Annotated in this window: 11 protein-coding genes, 4 tRNA genes and 2 rRNA genes (1 of these 17 running past the window's edge); all 17 read left to right on the top strand. The window is 54.4% G+C overall.

Annotated features, from left to right (window positions below; all coding sequences use genetic code 11):
• Positions 1-2,681 (top strand): 23S ribosomal RNA (locus tag HU739_RS26215) (it extends 213 nt beyond the left edge of the window).
• Between the two features lie 169 nt (positions 2,682-2,850).
• Positions 2,851-2,966 (top strand): 5S ribosomal RNA (gene rrf, locus HU739_RS26210).
• 132 nt (positions 2,967-3,098) lie between these two features.
• On the top strand, positions 3,099-4,052 hold the full coding sequence (gene birA / locus HU739_RS26205; RefSeq protein WP_186546707.1) for a bifunctional biotin--[acetyl-CoA-carboxylase] ligase/biotin operon repressor BirA: 954 nt from the start codon (positions 3,099-3,101) through the stop codon (positions 4,050-4,052).
• Entirely contained in the window at positions 4,042-4,794 is a 753-nt protein-coding gene (locus HU739_RS26200; RefSeq protein ID WP_186546708.1) for a pantothenate kinase, read from the top strand. Before birA ends, HU739_RS26200 begins: the two co-directional genes overlap by 11 nt.
• A 7-nt stretch (positions 4,795-4,801) precedes the next feature.
• Positions 4,802-5,233 carry a hypothetical protein gene (locus tag HU739_RS26195; RefSeq protein WP_186546709.1) on the top strand — a complete coding sequence of 144 codons (432 nt, stop codon included), beginning with the start codon at positions 4,802-4,804 and terminating at the stop codon, positions 5,231-5,233.
• Between the two features lie 142 nt (positions 5,234-5,375).
• Positions 5,376-5,460 (top strand) — tRNA-Tyr (locus tag HU739_RS26190).
• A gap of 25 nt (positions 5,461-5,485) precedes the next feature.
• Positions 5,486-5,559: transfer RNA gene (locus HU739_RS26185), tRNA-Gly, on the top strand.
• A 26-nt stretch (positions 5,560-5,585) separates the two neighbouring features.
• A tRNA-Thr gene (locus tag HU739_RS26180) sits at positions 5,586-5,661 on the top strand.
• Between the two features lie 85 nt (positions 5,662-5,746).
• The gene (gene tuf / locus HU739_RS26175; RefSeq protein WP_003176426.1) at positions 5,747-6,940 is read left to right on the top strand and encodes an elongation factor Tu; all 1,194 of its coding nucleotides are present in this window, start codon (positions 5,747-5,749) and stop codon (positions 6,938-6,940) included.
• A gap of 53 nt (positions 6,941-6,993) precedes the next feature.
• A tRNA-Trp gene (locus tag HU739_RS26170) sits at positions 6,994-7,069 on the top strand.
• Between the two features lie 45 nt (positions 7,070-7,114).
• Complete coding sequence (gene secE, locus HU739_RS26165) at positions 7,115-7,483, top strand: preprotein translocase subunit SecE (RefSeq protein WP_016772937.1); 369 nt, start codon at positions 7,115-7,117, stop codon at positions 7,481-7,483.
• 9 nt (positions 7,484-7,492) lie between these two features.
• Entirely contained in the window at positions 7,493-8,026 is a 534-nt protein-coding gene (gene nusG, locus HU739_RS26160; RefSeq protein WP_007916492.1) for a transcription termination/antitermination protein NusG, read from the top strand.
• A gap of 118 nt (positions 8,027-8,144) precedes the next feature.
• Entirely contained in the window at positions 8,145-8,576 is a 432-nt protein-coding gene (gene rplK / locus HU739_RS26155; RefSeq protein ID WP_042561349.1) for a 50S ribosomal protein L11, read from the top strand.
• A complete protein-coding gene (gene rplA, locus HU739_RS26150; protein ID WP_042561348.1) occupies positions 8,576-9,271 on the top strand; it encodes a 50S ribosomal protein L1 in 696 nt (231 codons plus the stop codon). Before rplK ends, rplA begins: the two co-directional genes overlap by 1 nt.
• Before the next feature lie 198 nt (positions 9,272-9,469).
• The gene (rplJ, locus tag HU739_RS26145; protein ID WP_008081912.1) at positions 9,470-9,970 is read left to right on the top strand and encodes a 50S ribosomal protein L10; all 501 of its coding nucleotides are present in this window, start codon (positions 9,470-9,472) and stop codon (positions 9,968-9,970) included.
• 73 nt (positions 9,971-10,043) lie between these two features.
• On the top strand, positions 10,044-10,409 hold the full coding sequence (gene rplL / locus HU739_RS26140; protein WP_003228750.1) for a 50S ribosomal protein L7/L12: 366 nt from the start codon (positions 10,044-10,046) through the stop codon (positions 10,407-10,409).
• Positions 10,410-10,630: 221 nt separating this feature from the next.
• A complete protein-coding gene (gene rpoB / locus HU739_RS26135) occupies positions 10,631-14,704 on the top strand; it encodes a DNA-directed RNA polymerase subunit beta (RefSeq protein ID WP_186546710.1) in 4,074 nt (1,357 codons plus the stop codon).
• Positions 14,705-14,748 lie beyond the last annotated feature (44 nt).

The following is a 14,748-nucleotide window of genomic DNA, read 5'->3' as shown; positions in this document are numbered from 1 at the left end:
GGAAAAGAAATCAACCGAGATTCCCTTAGTAGTGGCGAGCGAACGGGGACTAGCCCTTAAGTGGCTTTGAGATTAGCGGAACGCTCTGGAAAGTGCGGCCATAGTGGGTGATAGCCCTGTACGCGAAAATCTCTTGGTCATGAAATCGAGTAGGACGGAGCACGAGAAACTTTGTCTGAATATGGGGGGACCATCCTCCAAGGCTAAATACTACTGACTGACCGATAGTGAACTAGTACCGTGAGGGAAAGGCGAAAAGAACCCCGGAGAGGGGAGTGAAATAGATCCTGAAACCGTATGCGTACAAGCAGTGGGAGCCCACTTTGTTGGGTGACTGCGTACCTTTTGTATAATGGGTCAGCGACTTATTTTCAGTGGCGAGCTTAACCGAATAGGGGAGGCGTAGCGAAAGCGAGTCTTAATAGGGCGTCTAGTCGCTGGGAATAGACCCGAAACCGGGCGATCTATCCATGGGCAGGTTGAAGGTTGGGTAACACTAACTGGAGGACCGAACCGACTACCGTTGAAAAGTTAGCGGATGACCTGTGGATCGGAGTGAAAGGCTAATCAAGCTCGGAGATAGCTGGTTCTCCTCGAAAGCTATTTAGGTAGCGCCTCATGTATCACTGTAGGGGGTAGAGCACTGTTTCGGCTAGGGGGTCATCCCGACTTACCAAACCGATGCAAACTCCGAATACCTACAAGTGCCGAGCATGGGAGACACACGGCGGGTGCTAACGTCCGTCGTGAAAAGGGAAACAACCCAGACCGTCAGCTAAGGTCCCAAAGTTATGGTTAAGTGGGAAACGATGTGGGAAGGCTTAGACAGCTAGGAGGTTGGCTTAGAAGCAGCCACCCTTTAAAGAAAGCGTAATAGCTCACTAGTCGAGTCGGCCTGCGCGGAAGATGTAACGGGGCTCAAACCATACACCGAAGCTACGGGTATCACCTTCGGGTGATGCGGTAGAGGAGCGTTCTGTAAGCCTGTGAAGGTGAGTTGAGAAGCTTGCTGGAGGTATCAGAAGTGCGAATGCTGACATGAGTAACGACAATGGGTGTGAAAAACACCCACGCCGAAAGACCAAGGTTTCCTGCGCAACGTTAATCGACGCAGGGTTAGTCGGTCCCTAAGGCGAGGCTGAAAAGCGTAGTCGATGGAAAACAGGTTAATATTCCTGTACTTCTGGTTATTGCGATGGAGGGACGGAGAAGGCTAGGCCAGCTTGGCGTTGGTTGTCCAAGTTTAAGGTGGTAGGCTGAGATCTTAGGTAAATCCGGGATCTTAAGGCCGAGAGCTGATGACGAGTTACCCTTTGGGTGACGAAGTGGTTGATGCCATGCTTCCAAGAAAAGCTTCTAAGCTTCAGGTAACCAGGAACCGTACCCCAAACCGACACAGGTGGTTGGGTAGAGAATACCAAGGCGCTTGAGAGAACTCGGGTGAAGGAACTAGGCAAAATGGCACCGTAACTTCGGGAGAAGGTGCGCCGGTGAGGGTGAAGGACTTGCTCCGTAAGCTCATGCCGGTCGAAGATACCAGGCCGCTGCGACTGTTTATTAAAAACACAGCACTCTGCAAACACGAAAGTGGACGTATAGGGTGTGACGCCTGCCCGGTGCCGGAAGGTTAATTGATGGGGTTAGCTAACGCGAAGCTCTTGATCGAAGCCCCGGTAAACGGCGGCCGTAACTATAACGGTCCTAAGGTAGCGAAATTCCTTGTCGGGTAAGTTCCGACCTGCACGAATGGCGTAACGATGGCGGCGCTGTCTCCACCCGAGACTCAGTGAAATTGAAATCGCTGTGAAGATGCAGTGTATCCGCGGCTAGACGGAAAGACCCCGTGAACCTTTACTATAGCTTTGCACTGGACTTTGAATTTGCTTGTGTAGGATAGGTGGGAGGCTTTGAAGCGTGGACGCCAGTTCGCGTGGAGCCATCCTTGAAATACCACCCTGGCAACTTTGAGGTTCTAACTCAGGTCCGTTATCCGGATCGAGGACAGTGTATGGTGGGTAGTTTGACTGGGGCGGTCTCCTCCTAAAGAGTAACGGAGGAGTACGAAGGTGCGCTCAGACCGGTCGGAAATCGGTCGTAGAGTATAAAGGCAAAAGCGCGCTTGACTGCGAGACAGACACGTCGAGCAGGTACGAAAGTAGGTCTTAGTGATCCGGTGGTTCTGTATGGAAGGGCCATCGCTCAACGGATAAAAGGTACTCCGGGGATAACAGGCTGATACCGCCCAAGAGTTCATATCGACGGCGGTGTTTGGCACCTCGATGTCGGCTCATCACATCCTGGGGCTGAAGCCGGTCCCAAGGGTATGGCTGTTCGCCATTTAAAGTGGTACGCGAGCTGGGTTTAGAACGTCGTGAGACAGTTCGGTCCCTATCTGCCGTGGACGTTTGAGATTTGAGAGGGGCTGCTCCTAGTACGAGAGGACCGGAGTGGACGAACCTCTGGTGTTCCGGTTGTCACGCCAGTGGCATTGCCGGGTAGCTATGTTCGGGAAAGATAACCGCTGAAAGCATCTAAGCGGGAAACTTGCCTCAAGATGAGATCTCACTGGAACCTTGAGTTCCCTGAAGGGCCGTCGAAGACTACGACGTTGATAGGTTGGGTGTGTAAGCGCTGTGAGGCGTTGAGCTAACCAATACTAATTGCCCGTGAGGCTTGACCATATAACACCCAAGCAATTTGCTTGCTTCGAGCTGAAAAGCGAAAGAGCACCAGATTGCGGTGTGTGAAGACGAAACGAACCGAAAGTTTGAATCTCACAAACACCGAAAGCTGTCACATACCCAATTTGCTGAAGCGCGGCCGTCTGGCCACGATTCGGTACCCGAATTTCTTGACGACCATAGAGCGTTGGAACCACCTGATCCCATCCCGAACTCAGCAGTGAAACGATGCATCGCCGATGGTAGTGTGGGGTTTCCCCATGTGAGAGTAGGTCATCGTCAAGATTAAATTCCGAAACCCCAATTGCGAAAGCAGTTGGGGTTTTGTTTTGTCCGCAAGAAATGTGTCTGCTTGATTTCTATGCAACGGCCCGGGGCATGGCTATCATTCGGGCCTCATTGTGAGGCGAAACCTGCATGTTGACGTTGTTGAACCTATTGAAGGACGGTCGATTCCATTCCGGACAGGATCTAGGGACAGCCCTGGGAATAAGTCGAAGTGCTGTATGGAAGCAACTGCAGCATCTTGAGGCTGAGCTTGGTCTGTCAATCCACAAAGTTCGCGGGCGGGGATATCAATTGTCTGCGCCACTGATGTTGCTTGATCCTGTGGAAATAGCCAAAAAGTCGCCTCAATGGCCTGTGACTGTCTTCGATTCTGTCGATTCGACAAATGCCGAAGCTTTGCGCTCCATTGCACAGGGTGCTTCCGCGCCTTTTTTGGTGCTGGCTGAACGGCAGACCGCCGGGCGTGGTCGTCGAGGACGGAAATGGGTAAGCCCGTTTGCCGAAAACCTTTACTACAGCCTGGCTCTGCGTATCGATGGCGGTATGCGTCAGCTCGAAGGGCTGAGTCTCGTCGTAGGCCTCGCTGTTGTGCAGGCCTTGCGAAATTCGGGAGTGTCGAATGCCGGACTGAAGTGGCCCAACGATGTTTTGGTTGGCAGCAAGAAGATCGCTGGCATTCTGCTCGAGCTTGTTGGGGACCCGGCGGATGTCTGTCATGTTGTGCTGGGAATAGGGATCAACGTGAATATGCAAATTGCGGAAGGGGTCGATCAGCAATGGACTTCTATAAGACTAGAGTCAGGTAAGGCCTGTGACCGCAATGCTCTGGTGGCTGAGCTGAGCAATCAGCTCAGCACTTATATTCAAAAGCACCAAGCCAATGGTTTCGCTAGTCTCCAGGCCGAATGGGCGGAAAATCATCTCTGGCAAGGGCGCTCGGTTTCCTTGATTGCGGGTAACAGTCATATAGATGGCGTTGTGCTCGGAATTGATAATCAGGGTGGGCTGCGCCTCAGAGTGGACGGTGTTGAGAAGGTATTTAGTGGCGGAGAGCTCAGCCTGAGGTTGCGTGATGATTCTTGAGCTTGACTGCGGCAACAGCTTTATAAAGTGGCGCGTGCTGAAAGCCCTGGTTGGAACTGTAGTTTCGGAAGGGGTTGTAGACTCCAATCAGGCACTGATTGAAAGCCTGCGAATGATTGCGTCGCTGTCGCTGCGCAAATGTCGTTTAGTCAGTGTCAGGACGAGCGAAGAAACCGGCGCATTGATCGAGCTGATTGAGCGAGAGTTCAGTATTCCTATCGTATCGGCGAAGCCTGCCCGTGAGATGTCTGGCGTGCGCAATGGTTATGAAGACTATGAGCGGCTTGGGCTTGACCGCTGGCTCGCGATGCTTGGTGGTTTTCATCTGGCTGCCGGTCGGCCCTGTCTCGTTCTGGATTTCGGCACTGCGGTCACTGCTGATTTCGTTGCAGCTGACGGTGAGCATCTCGGGGGGTTTATTTGTCCTGGTATGCCGTTGATGCGGAATCAGCTGCGCACACATACACGCAAAATTCGCTACGGAGATGAGGCGGCGGAGCGGGCGCTTTCCAGTCATGTCCCGGGGCGGACTACCGTTGAGGCTGTAGAGCGTGGTTGTTCTTTGATGTTGAGAGGCTTCGTCCTGACCCAGTTGGAGCTGGCACGCGCTTATTGGGGGGAAGGTTTTACTGTCTTCATCACGGGCGGGGATGCCGAATTGGTTGCGGGTGTCTCGCCCGAGGCCAGGGTTATACCTGACCTGGTCTTTGTCGGCTTGGCTATGGCGTGTCCATTGTCCTGAGGTTTATATGCGTTGGTTGTTCCTGCTGCTTATTGTACTCAACGTTTTTTATTATGTCTGGCATCAGCAAGAAGCACCTCTGCGAGCCAAAGACGTAACGCCTTTAAGTTTGTATCGTGGTTCACAACAGGACATTCGTCTGTTGAGTGAGGCTGCCGGCAATGGGCGCATCGAGGAGGGTGTAGCGCGTCAGCAGTGCCTGTTCCTTGGTGGCTTTTCTGATGAGGATTCGATTATCAGATTGCAGCAGCGGCTGTCAGCGATGAAGGTTAATGCGCAGTCCGCCCCAAAGGATGCTGCCGGAAGCGGTTTCTGGCTGACAGTTACACCGGAGGGGCAGCGCTTGTTGGGTGATCAGCAGCTGCAAAACCTTTCCAAGGAATTCAATGAGTTAAAACATAAAATAATGCTGTGCGAAGGGGTTGCACCTGCTGAATAGTTTGCATAGAATGGCGCCCGCTCCACAGCGAACACCTTAACCGGATTTCAAAGTGAAGCGTGTCAACGCAGCTAAGCTCAGGTTTTTAAATGAGAAAATGCTTGACAGGGGTTTGGCATGATATAGAATGCCGGCCTGATTAGGAGGGGTTCCCGAGCGGCCAAAGGGATCAGACTGTAAATCTGACGTCTACGACTTCGAAGGTTCGAATCCTTCTCCCTCCACCAGATTTAAGCGTGAGCTGCAGGCTCCGCGGGTATAGTTTAGTGGTAGAACCTCAGCCTTCCAAGCTGATGATGCGGGTTCGATTCCCGCTACCCGCTCCAAGTTTGCAGGTTGTGCAAAGGGTTTTGCTCTTGTAGCTCAGTTGGTAGAGCACACCCTTGGTAAGGGTGAGGTCAGCGGTTCAAATCCGCTCAAGAGCTCCATATAACAAGGCAGATATGAAAATATCTGCCTTTGTTTTAATGGTTGATATTGTTTGTCTAATTCTTCTGTTTGAGGGTGATATCGATGGCTAAGGAAAAATTTGATCGTTCCCTGCCCCACGTCAACGTAGGGACCATTGGTCACGTTGACCACGGTAAAACCACTCTGACTGCTGCTCTGACTCGCGTTTGCTCCGAAGTATTCGGTTCGGCAATCGTTGACTTCGACAAGATCGACAGCGCGCCAGAAGAAAAAGCTCGTGGTATCACCATCAACACCGCACACGTTGAATACAACTCGCTGATCCGTCACTACGCTCACGTTGACTGCCCAGGTCACGCTGACTATGTGAAGAACATGATCACCGGTGCTGCCCAGATGGACGGCGCGATCCTGGTTTGCTCGGCCGCTGATGGTCCGATGCCGCAAACCCGTGAGCACATCCTGCTGTCCCGTCAGGTAGGCGTTCCGTACATCGTGGTTTACCTGAACAAGGCTGACCTGGTAGACGACGCTGAGCTGCTGGAACTGGTTGAGATGGAAGTGCGCGATCTGCTGAGCACTTACGACTTCCCAGGTGACGACACTCCGATCATCATCGGTTCTGCTCGTATGGCTCTGGAAGGCAAAGACGATAACGAAATGGGCACCACGTCCGTTCGTAAGCTGGTTGAGACTCTGGACAGCTACATCCCGGATCCAGTCCGTGTTATCGACAAGCCGTTCCTGATGCCAATCGAAGACGTATTCTCGATCTCCGGTCGCGGTACTGTTGTAACCGGTCGTATCGAGCGCGGTATCGTCAAGGTTCAGGATCCACTGGAAATCGTTGGTCTGCGTGACACTACTGTCACCACCTGCACCGGTGTTGAAATGTTCCGTAAACTGCTCGACGAAGGTCGTGCTGGCGAGAACTGCGGCGTTCTGCTGCGTGGTACCAAGCGTGACGACGTTGAGCGTGGCCAGGTTCTGGTCAAGCCAGGTTCGGTCAAGCCGCACACCAAGTTCGAAGCTGAAGTGTACGTACTGAGCAAAGAAGAAGGCGGTCGTCACACTCCGTTCTTCAAAGGCTACCGTCCACAGTTCTACTTCCGTACTACTGATGTGACTGGTAACTGCGAGCTGCCGGAAGGCGTTGAGATGGTAATGCCGGGCGACAACATCAAAATGGTTGTTACCCTGATCAAAACCATCGCGATGGAAGATGGTCTGCGTTTCGCTATCCGTGAAGGCGGTCGTACCGTCGGCGCTGGTGTCGTAGCCAAAATCATCGAATAAGCGGTTGTAATGTATTTTTCGGGCCGGCATAATGGTCGGCCTGATTTTGTTTTAGGTCAGTAGCTCAATTGGCAGAGCGACGGTCTCCAAAACCGTAGGTTGGGGGTTCGATTCCCTCCTGACCTGCCAGATTCACTTGGTGTGTCTGGCTTTCTTTTCACAGGATCTTCATAGATGACTCCTAAAGCTGAAGCTCAAGGCTCTCGCTTCGATCTGCTCAAGTGGCTTGTAGTAGTCGCTTTGGTAGTTGTTGGCGTTGTTGGCAATCAGTATTACGCTGCTTCGCCGATCCTGTACCGTGTACTTGCTTTGCTTGCCATTGCTGCTGTAGCTGCCTTTGTAGGCCTGCAGACTGCGAAGGGCAAGTCTTTCTTTGTACTGGTTAAGGAAGCTCGCACCGAGATTCGTAAAGTCGTGTGGCCAACTCGCCAAGAAACCACGCAGACCACGCTGATTGTCGTGGCTGTTGTTCTGGTTATGGCGTTGCTGTTGTGGGGTCTTGATTCCCTGCTCGGCTGGCTTGTTTCCTTGATTGTCGGCTAAGGGTGTCCCGTGGCTAAGCGTTGGTATGTTGTGCATGCTTACTCGGGTTACGAGAAGCATGTGATGCGCTCGCTTGTCGAGCGCGTAAAGCTGGCTGGCATGGAAGATGGCTTCGGCGAGATTCTGGTTCCCACTGAAGAAGTGGTGGAAATGCGCAATGGCCAGAAGCGCAAAAGCGAGCGTAAGTTCTTCCCTGGCTATGTGCTGGTCCAGATGGATATGAACGAGGGTACTTGGCACTTGGTCAAGGATACCCCTCGCGTGATGGGTTTCATCGGCGGTACCGCTGACAAGCCTGCACCGATCACGGATAAAGAAGCAGAAGCAATTCTGCGTCGCGTTGCTGACGGTAGCGACAAGCCTAAGCCGAAGACGTTGTTCGAGCCGGGCGAGACGGTGCGTGTCAATGATGGTCCGTTCGCCGATTTCAACGGCGTTGTAGAAGAAGTTAACTACGAAAAGAGCCGGATCCAAGTGGCTGTGCTCATTTTCGGTCGCTCTACTCCGGTGGAGCTCGAGTTCAGTCAGGTCGAGAAGGTCTAACTGGACAAGCAATCCCAACCCCGTAGCCTTAGGCTGTGGGGTTTTGTCGTCACTGGGATAAACGCGCAAGTAACCGGGGAGCCTTTCGAGGCGCTAGAACCCGTAATTGGAGTGCCTCATGGCCAAGAAGATTACCGCTTACATCAAGCTGCAAGTGAAGGCCGCTCAGGCTAACCCAAGCCCACCTGTTGGTCCTGCCCTGGGTCAGCACGGCGTGAACATCATGGAATTCTGCAAGGCTTTCAACGCCCGTACTCAGGGTATTGAAGCAGGCCTGCCGACTCCAGTAATCATCACTGTCTACAGCGACCGTAGCTTCACTTTCGAAACCAAATCCACCCCTGCTTCGGTTCTACTGAAGAAGGCGGCCGGTCTGACCAGCGGTTCCGCTCGTCCGAACACCGTTAAGGTTGGCACCGTTACCCGTGCTCAGCTGGAAGAAATCGCGAAAACCAAAAACGCGGATCTGACTGCAGCTGATATGGATGCAGCCGTGCGTACTATCGCCGGTTCTGCTCGTAGCATGGGCCTTAACGTGGAGGGTGTGTAATGGCTAAGCTGACCAAGCGTCAAAAGGCTATCGCCGGCAAAATCGAAGCAGGCAAGGCCTACAACATTGTAGACGCCGCTGCACTGCTGGCCGAGCTGTCGACTGTCAAGTTCAGCGAGTCGTTCGACGTTGCTGTAAACCTGGGTGTAGACCCGCGTAAATCCGACCAGGTCGTTCGTAGCGCTACCGTGCTGCCTCACGGTACTGGCAAGACCGTTCGCGTTGCTGTGTTCACCCAGGGTCCAGCTGCCGAGGCCGCTCTGGCTGCCGGCGCTGACCGTGTAGGTATGGACGACCTGGCTGCCGAAATGAAAGGCGGCGACCTGAACTATGACGTAGTGATCGCATCCCCGGATGCCATGCGCGTTGTAGGTCAGTTGGGTCAGATCCTCGGTCCACGTGGCCTGATGCCTAACCCGAAAGTCGGTACCGTAACTCCGGACGTAGCCACCGCGGTTAAAAACGCCAAGGCTGGTCAGGTCCGTTATCGCACCGACAAGAACGGCATCATTCACACTTCCGTTGGCAAGATGGGCTTCGATGCCGTCAAGCTGAAGGAAAACGTTGAAGCCCTGATCGCTGATCTGAAGCGTATCAAGCCTGCTTCCTCGAAAGGTATCTACGTCAAGCGCGTTACCCTGAGCACCACTATGGGCCCAGGTCTGATCATCGATCAGAGCTCGTTGGACGCGTAAGACAAAAATTGGCGTGATCAGTCGCGCCAGTTGAAAGATTGGGGTCCCTGCCTGGCGGGGGCTATCCAAGACCGTAGGCGACGCAAGTCTTAAACCATAAGCCTACGCAGATGGTGCTCCCGGTTCCTTACCGAATCAGACACCAAAACGACATTCGGTTTCGATCGAATGAAACGGTAACAAGCAGGAGTTAAACCCGTGGCAATTAATCTCGAAGACAAGAAGGCCATCGTCGCTGAAGTCAACGAGGCTGCCAAAGTCGCTCTGTCCGCTGTCGTGGTTGATGCACGTGGCGTAACAGTAGGCGCAATGACCGGACTCCGTAAAGAGGCTCGTGAAGCTGGCGTTTACGTACGTGTTGTACGTAACACCCTGCTCAAGCGCGCTGTTGCTGACACTCAATACAGTGTCCTCAACGACGTGTTCACCGGCCCGACCCTGATTGCATTCTCGAACGAACATCCGGGCGCTGCTGCCCGTATCTTCAAAGAGTTTGCCAAGGGTCAGGACAAGTTCGAGATCAAGGCAGCTGCGTTCGAGGGCAAGTTCCTCGCAGCTAATCAGATCGACGTACTGGCAACTCTGCCGACCCGTGACGAAGCAATTTCTCAGCTGATGAGCGTGATTCAAGGCGCTACCAGCAAATTGGCTCGTACTCTGGCGGCAATTCGCGACCAGAAAGAAGCTGCCGCAGCCTAAGGCTCGTCACTTCTCGCGTTTTTTGTTTATTTCGATGGTCGCGTAGGCCGTCCCCCAATTCAGGAATTGAGTCATGTCTCTGACTAACGAACAAATCATCGAAGCAATCGGCCAGAAATCCGTAGTGGAAATCGTTGAGCTGATCAAAGCGATGGAAGAAACCTTCGGTGTTACCGCTGCTGCCGCTTCGGCTGGTCCAGCTGCTGCTGCCGCTGTTGTTGAAGAGCAAACCGAGTTCAACGTTGTTCTGCTGGAAGCTGGCGAGAAGAAGGTTAACGTGATCAAGGCAGTTCGTGAACTGACCGGTCTGGGCCTGAAAGAAGCCAAAGAGAAAGTAGACGGCGCTCCTCAGGTTGTAGCTGAAGGCGTTTCGAAAGAAGCGGCTGAAGACGCCAAGAAGAAGCTGGAAGAAGCAGGCGCTAAAGTCGAGCTGAAGTAAGCATCGACTTTGCTCCTCCAGCCCGAGCGTCAAGCGACAGGCTGATGGCTGGTGGCTCTTGCCACCGGCCTTTTTCCGTTATTGGCAGCCGACTGGGTCGGTGCTGATAAAGGCGCTGTAACCACCCGATGCGGTGGCGCAAACCATGGGGTTTGCACGATTTTCTGGCTGCTCCCGTCGGGAGGGGCCAAACAAGCAGGTGACCAAGCTGGGGAACGCTGATGGCTTACTCATATACTGAGAAAAAACGTATCCGCAAGGACTTTAGCAAGTTGCCGGACGTCATGGATGTGCCTTACCTCCTGGCCATCCAGCTGGATTCGTATCGTGAATTCTTGCAAGCGGGAGCGACTAAAGATCAGTTCCGCGACGTGGGCCTGCATGCGGCCTTCAAATCCGTTTTCCCGATCATCAGCTACTCCGGCAATGCTGCGCTGGAGTACGTCGGTTATCGCCTGGGCGAACCGGCATTTGATGTCAAAGAATGCGTATTGCGCGGTGTAACTTTCGCCGTACCTTTGCGGGTAAAAGTGCGCCTGATCATTTTCGACAAAGAATCGTCGAACAAAGCGATCAAGGACATCAAAGAGCAAGAAGTCTACATGGGTGAAATTCCCCTGATGACTGAAAACGGTACCTTCGTAATCAACGGTACCGAGCGTGTTATCGTTTCCCAGCTGCACCGTTCCCCGGGCGTGTTCTTCGACCACGACCGCGGCAAGACGCACAGCTCCGGCAAACTGCTGTACTCGGCTCGCATCATTCCTTACCGCGGTTCGTGGCTGGACTTCGAATTCGACCCGAAAGACTGCGTCTTCGTGCGTATCGACCGCCGTCGCAAGCTGCCGGCCTCGGTACTGCTGCGTGCACTCGGTTACACCACCGAAGAAGTGCTGGACGCGTTCTACACCACCAACGTATTCCACCTGAGCGGCGAAACCCTCAGCCTGGAACTGATTGCTTCGCGTCTGCGTGGTGAAATTGCCGTTCTGGACATCCAGGATGAAAAAGGCAAGGTCATCGTTGAGCAGGGCCGCCGTATTACCGCGCGCCACATCAACCAGATCGAAAAAGCCGGTATCAAGACGCTGGACGTGCCGCTGGACTACGTCCTGGGCCGCACCACCGCCAAGGCCATCGTGCACCCGGCCACCGGTGAAATTCTGGCTGAATGCAACACCGAGCTGAACACTGAAGTCCTGGCCAAAATCGCCAAGGCCCAGGTCGTTCGCATCGAGACCCTGTACACCAACGACATCGACTGCGGTCCGTTCGTCTCCGACACGCTGAAGATCGACTCCACCAGCAACCAATTGGAAGCGCTGGTCGAGATCTATCGCATGATGCGTCCAGGCGAGCCGCCAACCAAAGACGCTGCCGAAACCCTGTTCAACAACCTGTTCTTCAGCCCTGAGCGCTATGACCTGTCTGCGGTCGGCCGGATGAAGTTCAACCGTCGTATCGGTCGTACCGAGATCGAAGGTTCGGGCGTGCTGTGCAAGGAAGACATCGTCGCGGTACTGAAGACCCTGGTCGACATCCGTAACGGTAAAGGCATCGTCGATGACATCGACCACCTGGGTAACCGTCGTGTTCGCTGCGTAGGCGAAATGGCCGAGAACCAGTTCCGCGTTGGCCTGGTGCGTGTTGAGCGTGCGGTCAAAGAGCGTCTGTCGATGGCTGAAAGCGAAGGCCTGATGCCGCAAGATCTGATCAACGCCAAGCCAGTGGCTGCGGCGGTGAAAGAGTTCTTCGGTTCCAGCCAGCTGTCGCAGTTCATGGACCAGAACAACCCGCTGTCCGAGATCACCCACAAGCGTCGTGTCTCCGCACTCGGCCCTGGCGGTCTGACTCGTGAACGTGCAGGCTTCGAAGTCCGTGACGTACACCCGACTCACTACGGTCGTGTCTGCCCGATTGAAACGCCGGAAGGTCCGAACATCGGTCTGATCAACTCCCTGGCTGCGTACGCTCGCACCAACCAGTACGGCTTCCTGGAAAGCCCGTACCGCGTGGTGAAAGAGGGTGTGGTCACCGACGAGATCGTGTTCCTGTCCGCTATTGAAGAAGCCGATCACGTGATCGCACAGGCTTCGGCGACCATGAACGAGCAGAAAGTCCTGATCGACGAGCTGGTCGCCGTACGTCACCTGAACGAATTCACCGTCAAGGCGCCGGAAGACGTTACCTTGATGGACGTATCGCCGAAGCAGGTTGTGTCGGTTGCTGCGTCGCTGATTCCGTTCCTCGAGCACGACGACGCCAACCGTGCGTTGATGGGTTCGAACATGCAGCGTCAAGCTGTACCAACCCTGCGCGCTGACAAGCCGCTGGTAGGTACCGGCATGGAGCGTAACGTAGCCCGTGACTCCGGCGTTTGCGTCGTGGCTCGTCGTGGTGGCGTGATCGACTCCGTCGACGCCAGCCGTATCGTGGTTCGCGTTGCTGATGATGAAGTTGAAACCGGTGAAGCCGGTGTCGACATCTACAACTTGACCAAATACACCCGCTCGAACCAGAACACCTGCATCAACCAGCGTCCGCTGGTGCGTAAAGGTGATCGCGTTCAGCGTAGCGACATCATGGCCGACGGCCCGTCCACCGACATGGGTGAACTGGCACTGGGTCAGAACATGCGCATCGCGTTCATGGCATGGAACGGCTTCAACTTCGAAGACTCCATCTGCCTGTCCGAGCGTGTGGTTCAGGAAGACCGTTTCACCACGATCCACATTCAGGAACTGACCTGCGTGGCGCGTGACACCAAGCTTGGCCCAGAGGAAATCACTGCGGACATCCCGAACGTGGGTGAAGCTGCACTGAACAAGCTGGACGAAGCCGGTATCGTTTATGTAGGTGCTGAAGTAGGCGCAGGCGACATCCTGGTCGGCAAGGTCACTCCGAAAGGCGAGACCCAACTGACCCCGGAAGAAAAACTGCTGCGTGCAATCTTCGGTGAGAAAGCCAGCGACGTTAAAGACACCTCCCTGCGTGTGCCAACCGGCACCAAAGGTACTGTCATCGACGTACAGGTCTTCACCCGTGACGGCGTTGAGCGTGATGCTCGTGCACTGTCGATCGAGAAGTCCCAGCTGGACGAGATCCGCAAGGATCTGAACGAAGAGTTCCGCATCGTTGAAGGCGCGACTTTCGAACGTCTGCGTTCCGCTCTGGTAGGCCACAAGGCTGAAGGCGGCGCCGGTCTTAAGAAAGGTCAGGACATCACCGACGAAGTGCTTGACGGTCTTGAGCATGGCCAGTGGTTCAAACTGCGCATGGCTGAAGATGCTTTGAACGAGCAGCTCGAGAAAGCTCAGGCCTACATCGTCGATCGTCGCCGTCTGCTGGACGACAAGTTCGAAGACAAGAAGCGCAAACTGCAGCAGGGCGATGACCTGGCTCCAGGCGTGCTGAAGATCGTCAAGGTTTACCTGGCAATCCGTCGTCGCATCCAGCCGGGCGACAAGATGGCCGGTCGTCACGGTAACAAGGGTGTGGTCTCCGTGATCATGCCGGTTGAAGACATGCCGCACGATGCCAATGGCACCCCGGTCGACGTAGTCCTCAACCCGCTGGGCGTACCTTCGCGTATGAACGTTGGTCAGATCCTTGAAACCCACTTGGGTCTCGCGGCCAAAGGTCTGGGCGAGAAGATCAACCGGATGGTCGAAGAGCAGCGTAAAGTCGCTGAACTGCGTACCTTCCTGGACGAGATCTACAACCAGATTGGCGGTCGTAACGAAGATCTTGACAGCTTCTCCGATCAGGAAATCCTCGATCTGGCGAACAACCTGCGTGGCGGCGTTCCAATGGCCACTCCAGTGTTCGACGGCGCCAAGGAAAGCGAAATCAAGGCCATGCTGAAACTGGCAGACCTGCCGGAAAGCGGCCAGATGCAGCTGACCGACGGCCGTACCGGCAACAAGTTCGAGCGTCCGGTTACCGTTGGCTACATGTACATGCTGAAGCTGAACCACTTGGTAGACGACAAGATGCACGCGCGTTCTACCGGTTCTTACAGCCTGGTTACCCAGCAGCCGCTGGGTGGTAAGGCGCAGTTCGGTGGTCAGCGTTTCGGGGAGATGGAGGTCTGGGCACTGGAAGCATACGGTGCTGCTTACACTCTGCAAGAAATGCTCACAGTGAAGTCGGACGATGTGAACGGCCGTACCAAGATGTACAAGAACATCGTGGATGGCGATCACCGTATGGAGCCGGGCATGCCCGAGTCCTTCAACGTGTTGATCAAGGAAATTCGTTCCCTCGGCATCGATATCGATCTGGAAACCGAATAACACGTGACGCGAATCGAGAGCGGGGCAGGATTGCCCGCTCTCTG

It is taken from the genome of Pseudomonas hamedanensis, from assembly GCF_014268595.2.
Classification (GTDB): Bacteria; Pseudomonadota; Gammaproteobacteria; order Pseudomonadales; family Pseudomonadaceae; genus Aquipseudomonas; species Aquipseudomonas hamedanensis.
Note: the sequence above shows the minus strand (reverse complement) of the source record. Positions and strands in the feature narration are given on the sequence as shown.